The organism is Nocardia ninae NBRC 108245 (genome assembly GCF_007990755.1).
Lineage (GTDB): Bacteria > Actinomycetota > Actinomycetes > Mycobacteriales > Mycobacteriaceae > Nocardia > Nocardia ninae.
The window spans coordinates 78888-96863 of record NZ_BJXA01000010.1 but is presented as its reverse complement, the minus strand read 5'-3'; the positions used below and the strand labels follow the sequence as shown (position 1 = coordinate 96863).

General features: G+C 67.1%; 18 protein-coding genes and 1 pseudogene. 9 read left to right on the top strand and 10 right to left on the bottom strand.

Annotated features, from left to right (window positions below):
- The first annotated feature begins 17 nt into the window (after positions 1-17).
- Together NN4_RS10455 and NN4_RS10450 are read left to right on the top strand one after the other, a co-directional pair.
- A complete protein-coding gene (locus tag NN4_RS10455) occupies positions 18-1277 on the top strand; it encodes an NADH:flavin oxidoreductase/NADH oxidase family protein (RefSeq protein WP_147129725.1) in 1260 nt (419 codons plus the stop codon).
- Positions 1278-1439: 162 nt separating this feature from the next.
- The gene (locus tag NN4_RS10450; RefSeq protein ID WP_147129724.1) at positions 1440-2303 is read left to right on the top strand and encodes a helix-turn-helix domain-containing protein; all 864 of its coding nucleotides are present in this window, start codon (positions 1440-1442) and stop codon (positions 2301-2303) included.
- Here NN4_RS10450 and NN4_RS10445 read toward each other — a convergent pair.
- Together NN4_RS10445 and NN4_RS10440 are read right to left on the bottom strand one after the other, a co-directional pair.
- Complete coding sequence (locus tag NN4_RS10445; protein ID WP_147129723.1) at positions 2300-3130, bottom strand: ABC transporter permease; 831 nt, start codon at positions 3128-3130, stop codon at positions 2300-2302. The two genes, NN4_RS10450 and NN4_RS10445, sit on opposite strands and share 4 nt — an antisense overlap.
- Positions 3127-3942, bottom strand: a complete 816-nt coding sequence (locus NN4_RS10440; protein ID WP_147129784.1) for an ABC transporter permease — start codon at positions 3940-3942, stop codon at positions 3127-3129. Before NN4_RS10440 ends, NN4_RS10445 begins: the two co-directional genes overlap by 4 nt.
- Before the next feature lie 211 nt (positions 3943-4153).
- On the opposite strand from NN4_RS10440, the gene NN4_RS10435 reads away from it, so the two are divergent.
- Both NN4_RS10435 and NN4_RS10430 read left to right on the top strand, forming a co-directional pair.
- Entirely contained in the window at positions 4154-5536 is a 1383-nt protein-coding gene (locus NN4_RS10435; RefSeq protein WP_147129722.1) for an APC family permease, read from the top strand.
- 93 nt (positions 5537-5629) lie between these two features.
- On the top strand, positions 5630-6130 hold the full coding sequence (locus NN4_RS10430) for a hypothetical protein (protein ID WP_246180810.1): 501 nt from the start codon (positions 5630-5632) through the stop codon (positions 6128-6130).
- Here the strand turns inward: NN4_RS10430 and NN4_RS10425 are convergent, their stop codons facing one another.
- The 3 genes from NN4_RS10425 to NN4_RS10415 form a co-directional block, all read right to left on the bottom strand.
- Positions 6131-6583, bottom strand: a complete 453-nt coding sequence (locus tag NN4_RS10425; RefSeq protein ID WP_147129720.1) for a DUF4254 domain-containing protein — start codon at positions 6581-6583, stop codon at positions 6131-6133.
- 257 nt (positions 6584-6840) lie between these two features.
- Complete coding sequence (locus tag NN4_RS10420) at positions 6841-7779, bottom strand: aminoglycoside phosphotransferase family protein (protein ID WP_147129719.1); 939 nt, start codon at positions 7777-7779, stop codon at positions 6841-6843.
- Positions 7780-7859: 80 nt separating this feature from the next.
- Positions 7860-8618: an SDR family oxidoreductase gene (locus NN4_RS10415; protein WP_246180809.1), complete on the bottom strand. Its 759-nt coding sequence runs from the start codon at positions 8616-8618 to the stop codon at positions 7860-7862.
- 73 nt (positions 8619-8691) lie between these two features.
- Between NN4_RS10415 and NN4_RS10410 the strand changes: the two genes are divergently transcribed.
- Genes NN4_RS10410 through NN4_RS10400 form a run of 3 tightly spaced genes read left to right on the top strand, consistent with a single transcriptional unit; the run spans position 8692 to position 10698 of the window.
- Positions 8692-9048 (top strand): winged helix-turn-helix transcriptional regulator, encoded by a 357-nt coding sequence (locus NN4_RS10410; RefSeq protein WP_246180808.1) that lies wholly within the window; start codon positions 8692-8694, stop codon positions 9046-9048.
- Between the two features lie 33 nt (positions 9049-9081).
- Positions 9082-10194, top strand: coding sequence for a DNA polymerase III subunit beta family protein (locus NN4_RS10405; RefSeq protein ID WP_147129718.1), 1113 nt, complete (start codon positions 9082-9084; stop codon positions 10192-10194).
- Between the two features lie 12 nt (positions 10195-10206).
- Entirely contained in the window at positions 10207-10698 is a 492-nt protein-coding gene (locus NN4_RS10400) for a hypothetical protein (RefSeq protein WP_147129717.1), read from the top strand.
- Positions 10699-10966: 268 nt separating this feature from the next.
- Here the strand turns inward: NN4_RS10400 and NN4_RS10395 are convergent, their stop codons facing one another.
- Positions 10967-12337, bottom strand: a complete 1371-nt coding sequence (locus tag NN4_RS10395; protein WP_147129716.1) for a TIGR03118 family protein — start codon at positions 12335-12337, stop codon at positions 10967-10969.
- Positions 12338-12556: 219 nt separating this feature from the next.
- On the opposite strand from NN4_RS10395, the gene NN4_RS10390 reads away from it, so the two are divergent.
- On the top strand, positions 12557-13057 hold the full coding sequence (locus NN4_RS10390) for a peroxynitrite isomerase (RefSeq protein ID WP_107658335.1): 501 nt from the start codon (positions 12557-12559) through the stop codon (positions 13055-13057).
- A gap of 23 nt (positions 13058-13080) precedes the next feature.
- Here NN4_RS10390 and NN4_RS46880 read toward each other — a convergent pair.
- A pseudogene (locus tag NN4_RS46880) lies at positions 13081-13251 on the bottom strand (hypothetical protein); the annotation flags it as partial.
- Between the two features lie 452 nt (positions 13252-13703).
- Here NN4_RS46880 and NN4_RS44875 point away from each other — a divergent pair.
- Positions 13704-13856: a hypothetical protein gene (locus tag NN4_RS44875; protein WP_186818350.1), complete on the top strand. Its 153-nt coding sequence runs from the start codon at positions 13704-13706 to the stop codon at positions 13854-13856.
- Here the strand turns inward: NN4_RS44875 and NN4_RS10385 are convergent.
- From NN4_RS10385 to ispG, 3 genes are all read right to left on the bottom strand, one after another.
- Complete coding sequence (locus tag NN4_RS10385; protein WP_147129715.1) at positions 13850-15658, bottom strand: penicillin-binding transpeptidase domain-containing protein; 1809 nt, start codon at positions 15656-15658, stop codon at positions 13850-13852. The genes NN4_RS44875 and NN4_RS10385 overlap by 7 nt on opposite strands.
- A gap of 88 nt (positions 15659-15746) precedes the next feature.
- Positions 15747-16613 (bottom strand): GNAT family N-acetyltransferase, encoded by an 867-nt coding sequence (locus NN4_RS10380; protein WP_186818349.1) that lies wholly within the window; start codon positions 16611-16613, stop codon positions 15747-15749.
- Positions 16614-16745: 132 nt separating this feature from the next.
- Positions 16746-17903, bottom strand: a complete 1158-nt coding sequence (gene ispG, locus NN4_RS10375; RefSeq protein WP_147129714.1) for a flavodoxin-dependent (E)-4-hydroxy-3-methylbut-2-enyl-diphosphate synthase — start codon at positions 17901-17903, stop codon at positions 16746-16748.
- Positions 17904-17976 lie beyond the last annotated feature (73 nt).

Here is a 17976-nt window from a genome sequence, read left to right as displayed (position 1 = left end):
CAGCAGAAGGACTCAGCATGACCTCCGCCACCACCCTGGCCGACCCGCTCGCCCTGCCCTGTGGCCAGATCCTGGCCAACCGGCTGATGAAATCGGCGTTGAGCGAAGGCTTGGGCAACACCGCCAACGCACCCGACCAGCGGCTGACACGGCTCTACACACGTTGGGGCGCAGGCGGTTACGGATTGGTGGTCACCGGCAATGTGATGGTCGACCGCGGTCATCTCGGCGAGCCGGGCAATGTGGTGGTCGACGACGAGCGTGATCTCGACGCATTGACCGCGTGGGCGAAGGCCACCCACGACGGCGGCGCGCCGATCTGGATGCAGATCAATCACCCTGGCAGACAGGCCAATCCGTTGGTGACGCGCACCCGGCCGGTCGCACCGTCGGCGATCGCCCCGAAGATCCCCGGCATGCCGACGCCGCGGGCGCTCACCGACGCCGAGATCGAGGACATCATCGACCGCTACGCGACGACGGCGCGGATCGCCGAGATAGCGGGGTTCGACGGCGTGCAGATCCACGGAGCGCACGGATACCTGGTGTCGCAGTTCCTGTCGCCGCTCGCCAACCAGCGGACCGACCGGTGGGGCGGTAATCCCGAGCGCCGCATGCGCTTCGCCGTCGAGGTGGTCCGCCGCATTCGCGCTGCGGTGGCGCCTGGCTTCGCCGTCGGCATCAAGCTGAACTCCGCCGACTTCCAGCGCGGCGGTTTCACCGAGGACGAGTCGCGCGGTGTCATCGAACGGCTCGCCACCGAGGGCCTCGACCTGATCGAAATCAGCGGCGGCAGTTACGAATCCCCCGCCATGATGGGCCGCAAGGACGCACCCGCGGCGAGCACCCTCGCCCGCGAGGCCTACTTCCTCGACTACGCGCGGACCGCCCGTGCCGCCGCAGGCCCGCTGCCTATCGCCGTCACCGGCGGGTTCCGCTCGCGCAGCGCCATGGCGGACGCCCTCGCCTCCGGCGGCTGCGACGTGATCGGCATCGGCCGTCCGACCTGTGTAACCCCCGACGCCGCCGACGCCGTACTCACCGGCCGCGACGAACGCCTCCGCACCGTCGGCATCGCGATGGGCCTGCGCGGCCCGCTGTCCAAGGTCACCAGTCTGCGCTCGCTCGACGGAGCGCTGGACCTGCAATGGCACACCGATCAGCTGCACCGGCTCGGCGCGGGCAACGACCCCGACCCTGCCCGCCCCTGGTGGAAGACGACGTTCAGCATGCTCAACCGCAACGGCCTCGATGCCTTCCGCCACAAACGCGGCTGAAAAACCTGCTGAGCCAGAACCGAAAACCTTGGATTGCAGCGAGATCGAAAGCGGTACGCTTCGTCTACGAACACGCTCCCGTGGCACTTCTGCCGTCGACGTGGACTTTCCTCACCGACTTGCGAGTGTGCCGAGCAGCGCGCAGATCGAAGGGAAGTGGTCATGGCAGGCAAGCGCACCGTCCTGACCGTGCGATTACGCCGGTTGGCCTCGATGCTGCAGGTCATGCGCGAGCAGGCCGAGCTCAGCAAGGAAGACGTGAGTGGCAAGACCGGTATAAATGTCACCACGCTGTACCGGATCGAGACCGCGCAGGCCCGGCCGCAGCGGCGCACCCTCCAGGCGATGCTCGATCTGTACGGCGTGACCGAGGAGCAGCGCGAGGACGCGATGGAGCTGCTGTCGGACGCGCTCAAGCCGGGTATGTCGCGGGCCTATGAGGGCAGTGTGTCCGAGGTGTACGCGGCGTACATCAATTTCGAGGCCGAGGCCTTGTCCGCGCGGCATTACCAGACCTCCACCATCCCAGGGCTTTTGCAGACGATGGAGTACGCGACCGCCGTGATCGACACCTCGATGCCGAAGGTGGAAGCGTCGATCATGGAGGACCGGGCACGCGCCAGGATGGACCGCGCGGCCAACCTGACCAAGGAGGACCCGCTCGAACTGTGGGTGGTGATGGACGAGGCCGCGATCCGGCGCACCGTCGGCGGGCCGGCCGTCATGCACGGCCAGCTGAATCGGCTGCTCCAGGAAACCAAGCGCAAGAACGTGATCCTGCAGGTACTCCCGTTCGACGCGGGCGCGCACCCCGGCATGGCAGGCTCGTTCACCCTGCTCGACTTCCACGATCCGGCCGACCCGGAGCTGGTGTACGTGGAGGGCATCGCGGGCGACGAACTCATCGAGGGTCACCCCGAAATCCGGCGCTTCGGCGTGATCTTCGACCAACTGCGCGCGATGGCGCTGAGCCCGCGCGACTCCGCGGAGATGATCATGGACGCCGCGGCGCGGATGGGGCACTAACTGCGGCTGGCACGGCGGTAGCCGACGGCTGCGGGCACCGCGAACAGCACGATCGCACCGACCGACCACGCCACGGTGGCGAGCAACGGGGTTCGCACCGCTCCGCCGAGGGACAGCCCGCGCATGGCGTCGATCGCGTAGCTCATCGGCTGGTGCGCGACGATCGGCTGCGCCCAGCGCGGATACGCGGCCAACGGCACGAACCCGGTGCTGAAGAACATCATGATCGATGAGCCCAGCGAAACCGCCTCCACCAGTGCCGCTTTCGCACTGAACACCGCGACCGCCGTGACCAACGTCGCGAAGCCGAGCCCGTACAGCAGCGGCACCCCGAACAGCGCGATCCCGGCGAGCAGCCCCTGCTCGAATCGGAAGCCGAGCAGCATGCCCACCCCGAACAACACCGTGGTGCACAACAGGATTCGGACGGCCTCAGCGAGGATCCGCGAGGCGAGTCCGGACGCGCGATGCACCGGCAGCACCCACAGTCGAGCGAGCAGGCCCTGATCGCGTTCCCGGCCGAGCGTGATCGCCCCGGCCAGCGACCCCGACATCACCCCGACCAGCGCCACCATCGGCACGGAGCCGTACAGGGCGCTCGCGCCGGAGAACACCGAAATCTGCTTGCCCAGCACAGTATTCAGCACGATCAGCAGTAGCGCCGGAAACACCAGCGACTGCACCATCGTCAACGGGTCACGCCACCAGCGCAGCAGCAGCCGCCGGGTTTGGATGACGGTCTGCGGCACCAGCAACCGCCAGGTCTCGGTGTGACCGTGCACTACAGGCAGATTCGCCGCGGCTACCTGATCGTCCGTCTGAGTCATCCCGTCCTCCGCATGGCGACGACCGCACTCAGCCCACCGAACACCACGAGTATCCCGACCGCCCAGGCCAAGCCGGGCCCGAGCACCGGCCAGCCGACGACGCCCGCGTTGCCACTCGGATCACCGGCCAGCGCGCGCAGACCGTACACGAACTGCGACACCGGTTGATTGCGCGCGAAAAGCTGGAGCCAGGACGGAAATTGGTGCGCCGGCGCGATACCGGTGGACACCAGGCCGAGGATCAACTGCGGAAAGATGAGCGCCTGCGTGATCGCCTCGGGACTCTTCGCGAGGCTGCCGATCAGATCAGCGCCCAGGCAGAACGACAACGCGATAAACAACGAGAGGGCCATGAATCCCGCCGTATGCCAACAGCTTCCGTAGAACCTGACGCCGATCACCAGCCCGCACACAACAGCGACCGCCAACGAGATCACGGCACGGTACATAGCCGCCGTCACCCGCGCCGCCAGTGGCGCCGTCGCGGGCATGGGCATCGAGCCGAATCGAACGGTGAGCCCATCCTTGGCGTCGCTGGCCGCGCGGAACGCGGCCGAGGTCGCGCAGAACGCCACCGCCTGCATCACGATCATCGGCATGAGGAACTGGGCGTAACTGCTGAGCCCGTGCCCGTACACGCTCATCACCAGATTCAGTGGCACATAGAACCCCAGCGTGAACACGGTCGGCGCGACCACGGCGGTCACCAACTCACCATTGCGCCAGGACGGCCGGATCAGGCGGCAGGTCAGCACCCACCACTGAGCGGCCGCCCCGATCCGCGGCCGCGACGCCACCGTCAGCAGGCTCATCTGCACGCTCTCATCCTGCGGATATCCGCACCGGTTTGCCGGGAACCGGCACTTGTCCGCATGTCGCGGGTGACTTGTCCTAGGAGATACCGAGACAGCGCGCGTTTCGGTTCACCGCGTCGCGCGATTTGCCGCGAAAGTAAAAGTCGGTCGACTACTTTCGAGTGGTTCGGGGTACCGCATCCATCTGTTCGAACATCTGGGAGGGACCATGGCCGAGGTCACCGCACAGCGGGAATCGCAGCCGGAGCTGAAGCGTGTGATGGGCCCTGGACTGCTGTTGCTGTTCGTGGTCGGCGACATCCTCGGCTCCTCGATCTACGCGCTCACCGGCAAGGTCGCCAACGAGGTCGGCGGCGCGGTGTGGGTGCCGTTCGTGGTCTCGTTCCTGGTCGCGCTGGTCACCGCGATGAGTTACCTCGAACTGGTCACCAAATACCCGCATGCGGCCGGTGCCGCGCTCTACACGCACAAAGCCTTCGGCATCCAATTCCTGACCTTCATGGTCGCGTTCGCGGTGATGTGCTCCGGGATCACCTCGGCCTCGACGGCGTCGCGCGCCTTCGCGGCCAACTTCGCCGCGGCCTTCGACCTGGATCTCGGCAAGGGCATCGCGATCACCCTGATCGCGCTGGCCTTCATGATGGTGGTCGCGGCGATCAACCTGCGCGGGGTCAGCGAGGGCGTCAAGCTCAACGTGCTGCTCACCTGCATCGAGCTGACCGGTCTGCTGATCGTCATCGGGATCGGCTGCTGGGCACTCGGCGCGGGCGACGGCGACTTCGGCCGGGTGGTCGAGTTCGACACCGGCGACCGGACTGCGGTCGGCGGCGTCATCGCCGCCACCACGCTGGCCTTCTACGCGATGGTCGGCTTCGAGGACTCGGTCAATATGGCCGAGGAGTGCAAGCAGCCGAGCCGGATCTTCCCGAAGGTGCTGCTGGCCGGCCTGGCCATCACCGCGCTCGTCTATGTGCTCGTCTCGATCACCGCGATCGCCCTGGTGCCGGTGGCGCAACTCGGCCAAGGCGACACACCGCTGCTGCAAGTGGTGCAGGTGGGCTGGCCGGCGTTCCCGACGCACGTCTTCGCCTACATCAGCATGATCGCCGTCGCCAACACCGCGCTGATCAACATGCTGATGGCCAGCCGCCTGCTCTACGGCATGGCCAGGCAGGGTGTGTTGCCGCGGCAGCTCGGGCACGTCCACGCCGGTCGGCGCACGCCTTACATCGCGATCCTGTTCACCACGCTGCTCGCGCTGTGCCTGATCGCGGTCGTCAGCGAGGTGCCCGAGCTCGGCGGCACCACCGCGCTGCTGCTGCTCGCCGTGTTCACCATCGTGAACGTCGCCGTGCTGGTGCTGCGCCGAGATCCGGTGGCGCACGAGCACTTCCGCACGCCGACCGCGCTGCCGGTGATCGGGGCGTTGACGTGCGGGTTCCTGGTGACGCCGTGGACCGATCGGAATCCGGAGCAGTACGCGATCGCGGGGGTGCTGCTCGCGGTCGGCGTCGTGCTGTGGGGCGTCAACCACCTGGCGATTCGCTACTTCCACGCCGCACCCGCAGCGGCGAAACCACCCGTCGAATAGTGGATCTTGTTCTCGGACAGTGCACCAACTCACGCCGGGTTCGCCCGGATCACTAGGTGACTAGTCGCGGCACGGTGAGTAATGTGTGCCGGGATGACCAGCATGGAAGCTCGTTTCGGTGACGCGACCCGAACCGTGCCCCTCCCCAACCCGTGGAACCTGGCGGCCTATCTGGCCGCTGTCGCCGCGCACCGCGGCCGCTCCATCAGCCTGCACACCGCGCCCAAGCCGCTGCTGAACGAGATCGGTTGCGGCGGAGGCGGTCTCTGGGTCGCGCGCAAACACGACGACATCATCGTCTACGACGTCGACGCCACCGACCGCAATGCCGACCACATCATCCTGCACGAGGTCGGGCACATGCTGCTCGGCCACGGCACGACCGAATCGGATCGCAGCACGCCGGTGCCTCCTGCGCTGGGGCTGCTGCTGCCGTCGGTGTCGCCGCAGTCGATCGAGCATGTGCTCGGCCGGACCGAGTTCGGCGTCGAACGGGAGCGGGAGGCGGAGGTGTTCGCCGACATGACCATGGTCTACGCGACATTGCCGCAGCGCCGGAGCCGGTCGTTCCGGCTGTTCGGCCGCGGGAAATAGTTACGACCGCTCGTACGGGTCGTCCGGTAATCGCCGAATGCCGTAGCGCAGGTCGTCGATGAGGTCCTGGTAGCCGTCGGCCAGCTCCTCGATCTGCACCCACGCGTCGTAGAACACCGCCTCCGGGGCGTAGGCCAGCGCGGCGAACGCCTGTGCGGTCATCCCCGCGAGCCGATCCACGATTCTGCCGACGGTTTCGGTGTGCTCGGGGGCGGCGATCTCCGGGACCGGGGTCGCCAAGGTGACCCAGCGGTCGATGGTGCGCACCAGCTGGATGCGACGCCGATCGATCTTGACCGACTCGGTCGCCGGGGTCCGCTCGCGGACCAGATGCAACTGAGCCAGTTCGCCCGCCGCCTCCAGCATCGGATGGTCCTCGTGCGGGAAGCCGCGGAAGGCCGCGAGCAGCAGGTCTTTTCCGGGGAGCGCGCGGTCGTTGCCCGAGTGGTTCATCGCAGCGCACCCACCTGGACGTGCGACCACGCACCCGGGTACCGAACACCGCACCGTCGCCGCAGCTCATCGCGCACCTGGCACACATCGATAGAGTGAACGAGACTTCCCCCCTCCACGTCGATTTCACCTACTTCCATTCATCCGACACGCGCTGGTCAGCCACCTCCCCACCAGCCTGCCGTCGCGTCGATCCGGGTTCGGCAAACCTCGAGTGAGCACACCTTAATCTGCCACCCGGAACTAATGACCTGCGGCTATGCCCAATCGACGCGGCGCCGCAACCAATCCCGGGCGAGTCGGGCAAATCGTGCCTGATGCGCACGCAGATGCGGCGAGCGGGCCGGCGGTTGCCGCCGGGAGTTGACCGCCCAATACCCGGAAAGCGCACACACCAGCGCGTCTATCTCGGCCGGATCGACATCCTCGGTGACCGGATGGCCGGCGACGATCGGCTCCGGATCGACACCGCAGGCTGCGAAATACGGGGCGAGCAGGATGAGATCGACCCAAGCCGCTCCCCGGCACGCCCAGGCCCAATCGACCACGACGACTTCACCATTCGGCCGTCGCACCAGGTTCCCTGGACTCAGATCCGCGTGCAGCAGCGTCTCGCCACGCACACCTGCAGACCACCGGGCCTCCAGCTCGGCCAACCGGTCGAGGTTGCGTACCGACCAATCGTCCAGATCCGCGGGTGCTCCCGATTTCGCGAAACCTCGCCACCCCGTGAACTCGGACTCCATCTCGGCCGCAATCTCCGGGATGTCCCAGAGCGGGCATGGCGTCAGCGTTTCGGCCAGCCGCTGCACCGTCCGCAGCACATCGGCCAGCTCCCCCGGGTCGGCCAATCGAGGTTGCGCGCCCGCCACATCCTCGAACGCTGAGACGAGCCACCCGGCCACGGTCATTTCGAACCGGCATCGTGCTGCCGGAAGACTTTCCGGCAACTGCGCCGCCATTTCCGCCTCGCGGCGATACATCGCCGCCAGTTCGTCGTCCGCACGGATCGCCTTCACGAATATTCGCGACCCGTCCGCCGACAACAACCGAGCCGCCATGCCATAACTGAACCCAGTACGCTGCCCGTCCGCGCGGGCGACAGTGCTCCCGAGCCGACGCTCGATCCCGGTGCGGACATCGTGCGGCAGCTGGTCCCATTCGATCCGGCAGGCGGTGTCCGCGTAGTCGACCATGCCTTCATCCTGGAAGTTCGGGCCGTGGGTCTCCACTGATTAACCGGCGCCGGTCGATCCGAACCCGGTGCGGCCGCGGGTTACGAAAGTGCGGGCTCGGTGGTGAGGTAGTCGGGTCCGCCGATGTAGGTGGTGTGGCCGGATTGGGCGGGGGTGGTGGTGGCTTCGGCTACGGCGGTGGCGAATTCGGTGATGGTGGGCAGTGGGGCGGTGTCGCGGCGGGCGGCGACGGCGTCCGGGTTTCGGCGTTCCAGGAGCTGGACGATGATGGTGCCGTCGATCATGTCGCCGGAGACGGTGTGCAGGGTGACGCCGTGTGTGGTGAGGGTGGGGATCATGGCGCGTAGTGCGTCTTCGCCCGCGCGTTTGCTGGCGGCGATGGGTTCGTATTCGGCGGGAACGGGTTTGCGGCCGTGGAAGTGCGCCTGGTGGCTGGTGACGAAGACGATGCGGGCACCGGAAGGCAGGTGCGGCAAGGCAAGTCGGACCAGCCGGGTTTGCGCGTCACGGTTGATCGACATGGCGTAGTCGGTGGCGGCGTTGCGCTCCAGGCCGCCGGAGGCGTTCAGGATCAGGACGTCCAGGCGGCCGAACTGCTGGACGATGCCGTCGATGAGGGCGCGGGCGGAGTCCTCGTCGGAGATGTCGGCGCCCGCGGTGGACGCGCTGCCACCCGCAGCAATGATCTCGTCGGCGATCGTGTTGGCGCGCTTGGCCTTTTCGCGGTAGTTGATGATCACGTGGTCGCCGCGGCCGGCAAGGATGCGCGCCGTTTCGGCGCCGATGCCGCGGGAGGCACCCGTGATCAGAACGATTCGCTGTCCGGCTGGTTCGACCACCGTCTCCCTCTCGGTTGCGGACCCGGCGGCCCGACGGATTGCTTCTAATTCAGAATCACTATGGTAGTTCTAAATGAGAAGTGCAAGCGGGGCGAGGCCGCCCAAGGACCGGGCCGATCCAGCGAACGCACCGGTATTGGCCGCGATGGAACTGCTGGGTCAGCGGTGGGTGCTGCGCGTGCTGTGGGAGCTGGAACCAGGGCGGCTCGGGTTCCTCGAACTGCGGCGACGGATGAACAACTGCTCCTCCAGCATGCTGTCGGTGCGCCTGCAACACCTGCAAAGCGCGGGGCTGATCGTGAAGAACGCGGACAAGTCCTACGAACTCACCACCGCGGGAACCGAACTCGGCGTCGCCCTGCGCGGCGTCTGGGATTGGTCGCGACGATGGGACGCGGCACTCACCGGTCCGGCCGATCGCACGGTTTGACCTTCCGCCTACCTGAGACTCCATGATGACGGGGTGGCAGAGTCCGACGGGTTGATCACGATAGGCGTGCTGGCGCGAGCGAGCGGGCTCACAGCCAGTGCGCTGCGGTTTTACGACGACAGCGGATTGCTGGTACCCGCCCGGGTGGATCCGCTCACCGGGTACCGCTACTACACGGCGGCACAGCGGGAACGCGCGGCGCTGATCCGCAAGCTGCGGGCGATCGAGGTACCGCTCGACTCGATCTCCGACATCCTGTCCGGTGATACCGAGCGCGCGGAACGCTTGCTGGACGAGCACGTCGGCGAGCTGGCGCGCCGGGCACAGGAGGCCGCCCGCGTTGCCGAGACGATCAAACAGACCCTCGGTGCCGGATCGATGGGCGACCGGGTCGTGCTGTCAGCCGCATTGCTGGCAGATGCCTTCGAACAAGTGCGGGCCGCAGCGGCGATCGATCGCGAAATACCCGTGCTCGCCGGGATTCTGGTGGAGGCCAACGCGAACTCGCTGACGCTCACCGCCACCGATCGATATCGGCTGTCGACACGAACAGTGGTGACACGGGATCGGCGAGGCGACGATTGGGCGCTGGTCGTGGACGCGAGCGACGTCACGCCGGTCATCGCATGGCTGCGACAGCAGGGCGAAATCATCGCTGCCCCAAGGGATCAGGCACTGGTACTCACCGGTGACGGCGCCGAGCGGCATTGCCGAGTGATCGACGAACCGTTTCCCGACTATCGAGCGGTGCTGTCGGGACTCGCGCCGGTCCGAACACGAGTACTCACGGCACGGGATCGGTTACGCGATCTACTCGAAAACTCCTCCCGCACAGTACGGTTCGAGCTGCTTCCGACCACGGGCTTCGTCAACCCGTTCGCCACCGACGCCGTCACTCCACGTGACCAGACCGGTCTCACGGTCTCCGATGACAGCCACCGACACCACCTCCCCGCCACGGTCACCGGCGACGCCATCGATATCTCCTTCGACGTAGCAACACTGCTGCCCGCGATCCACACCGCGCTGGGCCCGGATCTCATGCTCGACATCGCCGCAGCCGACCTCCCGGTCGTCCTGCGCTCCGCCACCGACGGCGACCTCACCACCCTGGCCATGCCGACCCGGCAGCCACTCGACAACTAAGGACCATTTGCCATGACAGACGACACCATGGCCGCCATCACGCAGGCGGTAACACTCGGGCACGAAGGTCACCCCGACGCGGCCCGCGAGTCCCTGTTGACCCTCTGGAATTCCGTTGGCCCACAGGGCGACCCGCTACACCGCTGCAGCCTCGCGCACTACCTCGCCGACCTCTACGACGACGCAGCCGAATCCCTCGCCTGGGACATTCGCGCCCTAGATGCCGCGGACGCGCTGACCAACGCCCGTGCCCAGCAGTACGAGCCCAGCCTGGACGTCCAAGGCTTCTACCCCTCCCTGCACCTCAACCTGGCCGACAACTATCGCCGGCTGAGCTCCTTCGCCGCCGCCCAACGTGAGGTCGGCGCCGCCCGAGCCACCCTCCACACCCTTCCTGACACCCCCTACGCCACCATGATTCGCACCGCGGTCGAGGAAGTCGAACAAGCGATCCGTGCTCAGAACACCCAGCCCCGGCCATCCGCACCCGCTGGCCGCAGGTAGCGATCGGAAACAAGCAGTGCGCAATCGGACGGGCAGCGGCAGCTTGTCGAGCTTTGCCACTTCAGCAGAGTCATATGGTTGCTCGGCAAGATCAGATAGCAACCATTCGACTCCGCTCGGCCCGGCTCGGCTCGGCCCGGCCCGGCTCGCGGGCCCGGCTCGGCTCGCGGGCCCGGCTCGGCTCGGCTCGCGGGCTTGGCTCGCGCGACTCAGGCCGACACACGCGAACGGCCCGCACTCCGAGAGCGCGGGCCGTCGACGTCAGGATCTACTTCAGGCGGAGCTTGCCGAACAGCCCGTCCTTCTCATCTTCCGGACCCGCCGTGAAGTACAGCGAGTCGGCATCACCGAGGCTCTCCCCGTTGCCGAACATCAGCGCCCACAGCCCTTCCACCGCAACGGGCTTACTCTCCGCATCGCGCAGGTAGTCGACGAACTCACCGGTCGCGTCGTCGAACGCGAGAATGTAGCCCGCGCCACCGAAGTTGCCGATCAGCAGTTTGCCGCTGAGCGGCCCGAAGCCGGCGGGTGCGACGGTCACCGCCCAGGGTGCGTTGAAGCGCTTGTCGCCGTCGAGCACCCGAACCAGCTTGCCGTCGGCGTCGAACTCGGCGACCTTGCCCTTGTCCGGCAGGCCCTTCGCGTCCTTCTCCTGATCCTTGTCCAGCGAATCCTCTTCGCCGACATCGAGCTTGGTCGCGTCGGCCTCGGCCGGCTTGGTGGTGGCGTAGGCGACGAACACCCGGTTGCCGACGGTGGACACGTTGAACGGAGCGGGATCGCCCGGCTTCACCTTCTTGCCCTTGTCCGGCGCGGCGGCGTCGATGGCTTCTCCGGTGGCGAACGGGTTGACGAAGCCCGTGGTCGGGATCAACTGCCAGTTCTTGTCCAAGGTGCGCACCTGCGGCTCCTCGCCGAAGTCGGCCGCGAGCAGCTTGTCACCGGACGGGTTGAGCGCGATACCGAAGAACTGCATGCCCTGCGGTTCGCCGTCGAACATCAGGTTGGCCGGTCCGTCCTGCCGGACGATGGTGCCGTCGGCGCCCTGCTCGGTCCAGCCGGAGATCTTGCCGGAGTCGGTGGCGAAGATGAACCGCGCCGAGCCGCTGAGCAGTTGCCGCGCACCGTTCACCTCGACCGACTGATCGCGCACCACGAACAGATCGGAGGTGATCGGCGCCGGGTTGAACAGCACACCGGTGGCCTTGCCGATGCCGTTGTCCGAGGTGTCGGCGTCGGCGCCGGGAATGGTGACGATCTTCAGCGGATCTTGGAACAGCTTCTGCAACTTCGGGTCCGCGGACGCGGTCACATCGCCGACGAACTGGAACGACTTGCCGCCCGCGCCCACCCAGAAATGGCCGCCCGCGCCCTTCGGCCGGTCGGCGAGGCCCCAGGCGTTCACCATGTCGGGAAAGGTGAACAGCGCCTGATACTCGGCTTTGCTGGCGGCCAGGTTCGTCTGCACATACCGATTGCCGTCCAGTGCGGGCACCTCGGTGTCGGCCGGCTCGGACTCCGAGCATGCGACGGCCACCACCAGCGCGGCGCCGAGCACCGAGGCACGCAGCAGACCGTTTCTCGTCCGCGCCCGCCACGCACCGGCCGGGCGCAAATCACTGCAGTGTCCGTTCAACATCTTGTTCCTTTCCGACAGGCTCGCCCCTGCCGGGACGAACCGCACAGCGGAGCACGCGCTACCCCGACGAAAGCGCATTCTCCGAGCCGGTCGATATTTGCCGGCAAGGTCTGTGGGCCACACACCACGATCGGCGTTTAGGCGATGCTAACCTTAGCTTCAACAGAATTCGGCAGTATACGAACACCCCGCGAACCAACAAGGTTTAGGCTGTGCGCCGTGGTCGAACCCCAACCCGCAATCGCGCCCCATCCCGATATCGCCCCCCTCGCTCCACTGCTCGGCACCTGGCGTGGCAACGGACACGGCGAATACCCGACCATCCAGTCGTTCGATTACCTGGAAGAAGTCCGGTTCGGCCACCTCGGCCGCCCGTTCCTCACCTATCGGCAGCGCACCCGCGCCGCCGACGGCAGCCGCCCGATGCACGCCGAAACCGGCTATCTGCGGTGCCCGAGCCCGGACCGGGTCGAATTGATCTTGGCGCATCCCACCGGAATCACCGAAATATGTGAGGGCGCACTGAATGTCGCCGACGGTGCGCTGCACATGGAATTCGACTCCACCAGCATCGGCCGCACCGGCACCGCGAAACTCGTTACCGCCCTTGGTCGCACCTTTCAATTGAAAGGCGACACCATCGATTACACGTTGCGCATGGCCGCCGTCGGCGAGCCACTGCAACACCACCTCGCCGCCACGTTGCGCCGCGCCGAGTAGCCGCGCGCGAAAGCGGCCATGTCTCAGGCCGTCGTCGCAAGCTCGATGAACCGCCGCCAGTCGCCGCTACGGGTACGGATGGTCGCGGACAAGGCGCCGACCATCAGGTAGCTATCCGCCGCGGTGGCGTCGGCACGAATGGTTCCCGCGGCTCGGCCGTCCGCGAGCAGATCACGGACCGCCGCTTCGAGGTCCGCCTCGGCGGCTCCCCTCGGCTCGGTTTCCGAAGTTCACCTGGCGGCTTCGATCGCTGCGGACAAACCCCCATTGCCTGCGGGGACCCACCGACAACCGACCCCCCACGCAGCGGACAAACCCTGCGGATCCGAATACCTCCGCAGAGCGTGGGTAAATTCTCGACATTATTCGGCGCGATCGCTCATTTCACGGAGTAGTTCCACCATCGCCACAATCCACGAAATCGGCCTCTCGCCCGACGGTAGCCTCACCGAAGATCGCCAGAGAATGTGACCCGACGCACTTCACGGGCCTGACATGTCGTCCGTCACTTGCGCTTGTTCACTGAATCGATCACGGTTTACGGTTCTGCTTCAGCAAACTTCCAGAAAACTTTGCGCGGCAACCTCCGCGCGGAGTAACCAGCACCATTCCCCCGTCGACACCCCTGACCCGAGGGAGCCGAACAATGAAGCGTTCCACCACAGTTCTGGCCAGTGTGGCCATCATCCTCAGCGGCGCGGCCACCGTGCAGATCCTCGACGGCGGCGACGCGGGCGCCGCGATCATGGACCACACCGCCGCGACCAGCAACCAGTCAGCGCAAGACCAGGCTCAGTAACCGGGCGGCAGCGCGGCGACCATATCGCGGGTGACCGCGACCGCGTTGTCGGAGCTGCCACCCTTGACCAGCAGCGTCGCGAACGCGATATCCCCGCGGTAGCCGACGAACCACGAGTGCGACCCACCGTCGACCTCGGCCTCACCGGTCTTGCCGTACACCTCCCCCTGATCGGCGATCCGCTCCGCGGTGCCGCCGGTGACCACCCTGCGCATCATCGCCCGCAACCCGGTGATCACCTGCGGCGGGAAGGTCGTCAGCTCACCGTCGACCGTGGTCGTGCGGCCCGCGATCAGGTACGGCACGGGTACCGAGCCGTGCGCGATGGTGGCCGCCATCAAAGCCATGCCGAGCGGGCTGACCACCACCTTGCCCTGGCCGATACCGTCCTCGGTGCGCTGGATCAGCCCGTCGGAGGGCGGCACCGAGCCGGAGAACGTCGGCAATCCGGCCACCGTATAGCCCGGTCCGACACCGAGTTTCGCGGCGGCCGCGTGCAGCGCGTCGCCCGGCAGCCTGCTGGCCACGTTGGCGAAGGTGGTGTTGCAGGACCGCTCGTAGGCCGTGATCATCGGCACGTCACCGACCGTGAACAGGTTGTAGTTGGGAATCATGCGTTCCCCGATGGTGATTCGGCTCGGACAGGGCAGCACCGTGTCCGGGGTGGCGAGGCCGGTGGACATCGCGGCCGCCGCGGTCACCGTCTTGAACACCGAACCCGGCGGATACTGCCCGATCGTCGCGACCGGGCCGTCCCGATCCGCCGCCTTGTTCTGCGCGATCGCCAGGATCGCGCCGGTGGACGGGCGCAGGGCCACCATCATGGTCTGCTCTTCGCGCAGGTCGACGGCGCGCTGCGCGGCGTTCTGCACATTCCGGTCCACGCTGAGCGAGAACGAGGGGGCCGGTTGCGACGGCACCTCGGTGAGCACATCGGTGTCGGCACCGTTCGCGTTCATGGTGACCACGCTCCAGCCCGCCTTGCCGTCCACCTCGGCGATCACCGTCTTCCGGATCTGGGCCAGCAAATCAGGAGCGAAGGCGCGGTCGGTGGGCACCAGGTCCCACTGCGTGCTGATCACCACGCCGGGCAGGCCGATGAGATCGGTACTCACCTGGTCGAATTCGTTCTCGCTGAGCGATGCGACCGTGTACGCGCCGCTGGTCGCGGTGGCGGCGTCCCGGATGGATTCGGGCGTGAGCTGCGGGTCGAATCGGCGCAACGCCCCCGCGAGCACGGTCGCGACCGCACCGGGGTCCCCGGCGTTCGCCGCGGTGAACGCGACCCGGGAAACTTTGCCGGGCACCAGCACATCGCTGCCGGCCTGCTCGTTCACCCTGGCGCGCGGGGCCGGGGTCGATCGCAGCGACATCGTCTGCGTGTCACCGAGTTTGGGATGGATGTTCGAGGAGGTCCAGCGCACTTTCCAGCGACCGCCGCTGCGGCCCATCTGCAATTGCCCGGTGTAACGCCAGGTCCGGTCCTTGGGGAGGCGCCACTCGTAGGTGTAGTCGACGGTCGCGGTGTCGCCGGTGACCCTGGACGAGCCGATGCGAGCGGTGAGCCGCTCGGCCTGCAGGTGGTCCCAGGCGGAACCCATTGCAGCTCCAGCCTTTTCGGGCTGATTGGTGAGCTGAGCCGCAGCCGTCAGGTCGCGTTCGGCGAACGCCGCGACGAAGTCGTCGGCCGCGGGTACCGGGCCCTGCGGGCCGCGCGCACAACCCGCCGCGGGCACCGCGAGCAGCGCGACAGTGAGCGTGATGAGAAGCGGTGTTCTCAGCGGAGTAGTGCTAGTCGACATCGATACCGATGGTAATAGCCAACGCCGAGCAAACACCCGCGCCGCTCCGTGTTTCTTTCCACTGAAACAGTTTTCAGCGTAGGCGGGGTCAGTCGAGCAGGACCGTGGAGAAGGTAGCGATCTGCCGGAAGCCGACCCGGGAGTAAGCGCGGCGCGCGACTTCGTTGTAGTCGTTCACATAAAGGCTAGCGGTGCGGCCGGACGCGATCACCGCGTTGGCAATGGCGGCGGTGCCCATGGTGCCGCGCCCGGTGCCGCGATGTTCGGGATGCACCCAGACACCCTGGATCTGGCCGGTGCGCCGGGACAGCGAACCGACCTCGGCCTTGAACACGACCTCGCCGTCCTCGAAACGTGCCCAGGCCCGGCCGGATTCGATCAGGCTCTGAATGCGGCGACGGTAGCCGCGGCCACCGTCACCAGCGCGAGGATCCACACCGACTTCCTCGATGAACATGGCGATCGCGGCGCAGAGGTAGCGATCGAGTTCGTCCGGGCGCACCCGGCGGACGGTCGGGTCGGGAGCCACCAGCGGCGGTTGAGTCAGGGCGAGCAGCGGCTGCTCGCCGCGTAGTTCCCGCTCCGGACCCCAATGGTCGGACAGCATCTCCCACAGCGGTAACGCCAGTTCACGACGCCCCACCACCGAGGAGGCGATGCGCGGCCACCGGATCGCCCGGTCCGCGAACGCCCGCAGCGCATTGCGATCACCGCGCAGCGGGATCAGGTTCGCGCCGGAGAAACACAACGACTCCGCCGGGCCACCGCGACTCCACAGTTCACCCTGCCCGCACCTGGCCGTGTCCAGGCCGAATTCCTGGAGCCGGGCGGCGACCATGCACGAGGCCACCGGATCGGCATCCAGAATTCGCAGGACCTGGCCCAGGTCCCGGTTCGCGAGCTGCCGCGCGGGGACGTACTTCGCCCTTCGCGTCGGCTCCAGCAGACTCCGCACGGTGATAGCCTGCCACGAATATCGACGATGTGGTACGGCTATGCCGAACGCAACAGTCCGAGGTGTGTCGAACTGAACCGGGCGAAGCGCACCTTCAGCCCCGCCCGGGCCTGGTGAAGTTCGGTCGGCGACTCAGCTGACCGTGACGACCGGTTCGCCCGCGCCCGCTTCCACGCCCATTTGCTCGGCGATGCGCAGCGCCTCCTCGATCAGGGTCTCCACGATCATCGCCTCCGGCACGGTCTTGATGACCTCGCCCTTGACGAAGATCTGGCCTTTGCCGTTGCCGGACGCGACACCGAGGTCGGCCTCGCGCGCCTCACCGGGGCCGTTCACGACGCAGCCCATCACGGCCACCCGCAACGGCACCTCCATGCCTTCCAGTCCGGCACTGACCGCGTTCGCCAGCGTGTACACGTCCACCTGGGCGCGGCCACACGACGGGCAGGACACGATCTCGAGCTTGCGCGGGCGCAGGTTCAGCGACTGCAGGATCTGGTCGCCGACCTTGATCTCCTCGGCGGGTGGCGCGGACAGTGAGACGCGGATGGTGTCGCCGATGCCCTCCGACAGCAGCGCGCCGAACGCCACCGCGGACTTGATGGTGCCCTGGAACGCCGGGCCCGCCTCGGTGACGCCGAGGTGCAGCGGGTAGTCGCTGCGCGCGGCCAGCTGCCGGTAGGCCTCGACCATGACCACCGGGTCGTTGTGCTTGACCGAGATCTTGATGTCGCCGAAACCGTGGTCCTCGAACAGGCTGGCCTCCCACAGCGCGGATTCCACCAGCGCCTCCGGGGTGGCCTTGCCGTACTTCTCCAGCATCCGCTTGTCCAGCGAACCGGCGTTGACGCCGATGCGGATCGGGATGCCCGCGGCCGCCGCGGCCTTGGCGACCTCGCCGACCCGGCCGTCGAATTCCTTGATGTTGCCGGGGTTCACGCGCACCGCGGCACAGCCCGCGTCGATCGCGGCGAAGATGTAGCGCGGCTGGAAGTGGATGTCGGCGATCACCGGGATCTGGCTCTTGCGGGCGATCGTCGCCAGTGCGTCCGCGTCTTCCTGACGCGGACAGGCCACCCGCACGATGTCGCAGCCGGAAGCGGTCAGCTCCGCGATCTGCTGCAGGGTGGCGTTGATGTCGTGGGTCTTGGTGGTGGTCATCGACTGCACGGAGATCGGGTGATCACTTCCGACCCCGACATTGCCCACCATCAACTGACGGGTCTTGCGTCGAGGAGCGAGAACGGCCGCAGGAGCGGCGGGCATCCCCAATCCGATTGTGCTGGTCACCTTCGGCTGCCTACTTTCATACGTGCGGCCTCGCGCATCCGCGGCTCGCAAGCGCTCTGTACATTCCGGGCCG

Excerpts from the sequence above, each read along its gene's own strand:
- NN4_RS10410 (WP_246180808.1), top strand. The coding sequence starts at position 8,692 with ATGAGAAGTGCAAGCGGGGCGAGGCCGCCCAAGGACCGGGCCGATCCA.
- NN4_RS10450 (WP_147129724.1), top strand. The coding sequence starts at position 1,440 with ATGGCAGGCAAGCGCACCGTCCTGACCGTGCGATTACGCCGGTTGGCC.
- NN4_RS10440 (WP_147129784.1), bottom strand. The coding sequence starts at position 3,942 with ATGAGCCTGCTGACGGTGGCGTCGCGGCCGCGGATCGGGGCGGCCGCT.
- NN4_RS10400 (WP_147129717.1), top strand. The coding sequence starts at position 10,207 with ATGACAGACGACACCATGGCCGCCATCACGCAGGCGGTAACACTCGGG.
- NN4_RS10385 (WP_147129715.1), bottom strand. The coding sequence starts at position 15,658 with ATGTCGACTAGCACTACTCCGCTGAGAACACCGCTTCTCATCACGCTC.
- NN4_RS10430 (WP_246180810.1), top strand. The coding sequence starts at position 5,630 with ATGACCAGCATGGAAGCTCGTTTCGGTGACGCGACCCGAACCGTGCCC.
- NN4_RS10435 (WP_147129722.1), top strand. The coding sequence starts at position 4,154 with ATGGCCGAGGTCACCGCACAGCGGGAATCGCAGCCGGAGCTGAAGCGT.
- NN4_RS10420 (WP_147129719.1), bottom strand. The coding sequence starts at position 7,779 with ATGGTCGACTACGCGGACACCGCCTGCCGGATCGAATGGGACCAGCTG.
- NN4_RS44875 (WP_186818350.1), top strand. The coding sequence starts at position 13,704 with ATGAAGCGTTCCACCACAGTTCTGGCCAGTGTGGCCATCATCCTCAGC.
- NN4_RS10445 (WP_147129723.1), bottom strand. The coding sequence starts at position 3,130 with ATGACTCAGACGGACGATCAGGTAGCCGCGGCGAATCTGCCTGTAGTG.
- NN4_RS10455 (WP_147129725.1), top strand. The coding sequence starts at position 18 with ATGACCTCCGCCACCACCCTGGCCGACCCGCTCGCCCTGCCCTGTGGC.
- NN4_RS10395 (WP_147129716.1), bottom strand. The coding sequence starts at position 12,337 with ATGTTGAACGGACACTGCAGTGATTTGCGCCCGGCCGGTGCGTGGCGG.
- NN4_RS10425 (WP_147129720.1), bottom strand. The coding sequence starts at position 6,583 with ATGAACCACTCGGGCAACGACCGCGCGCTCCCCGGAAAAGACCTGCTG.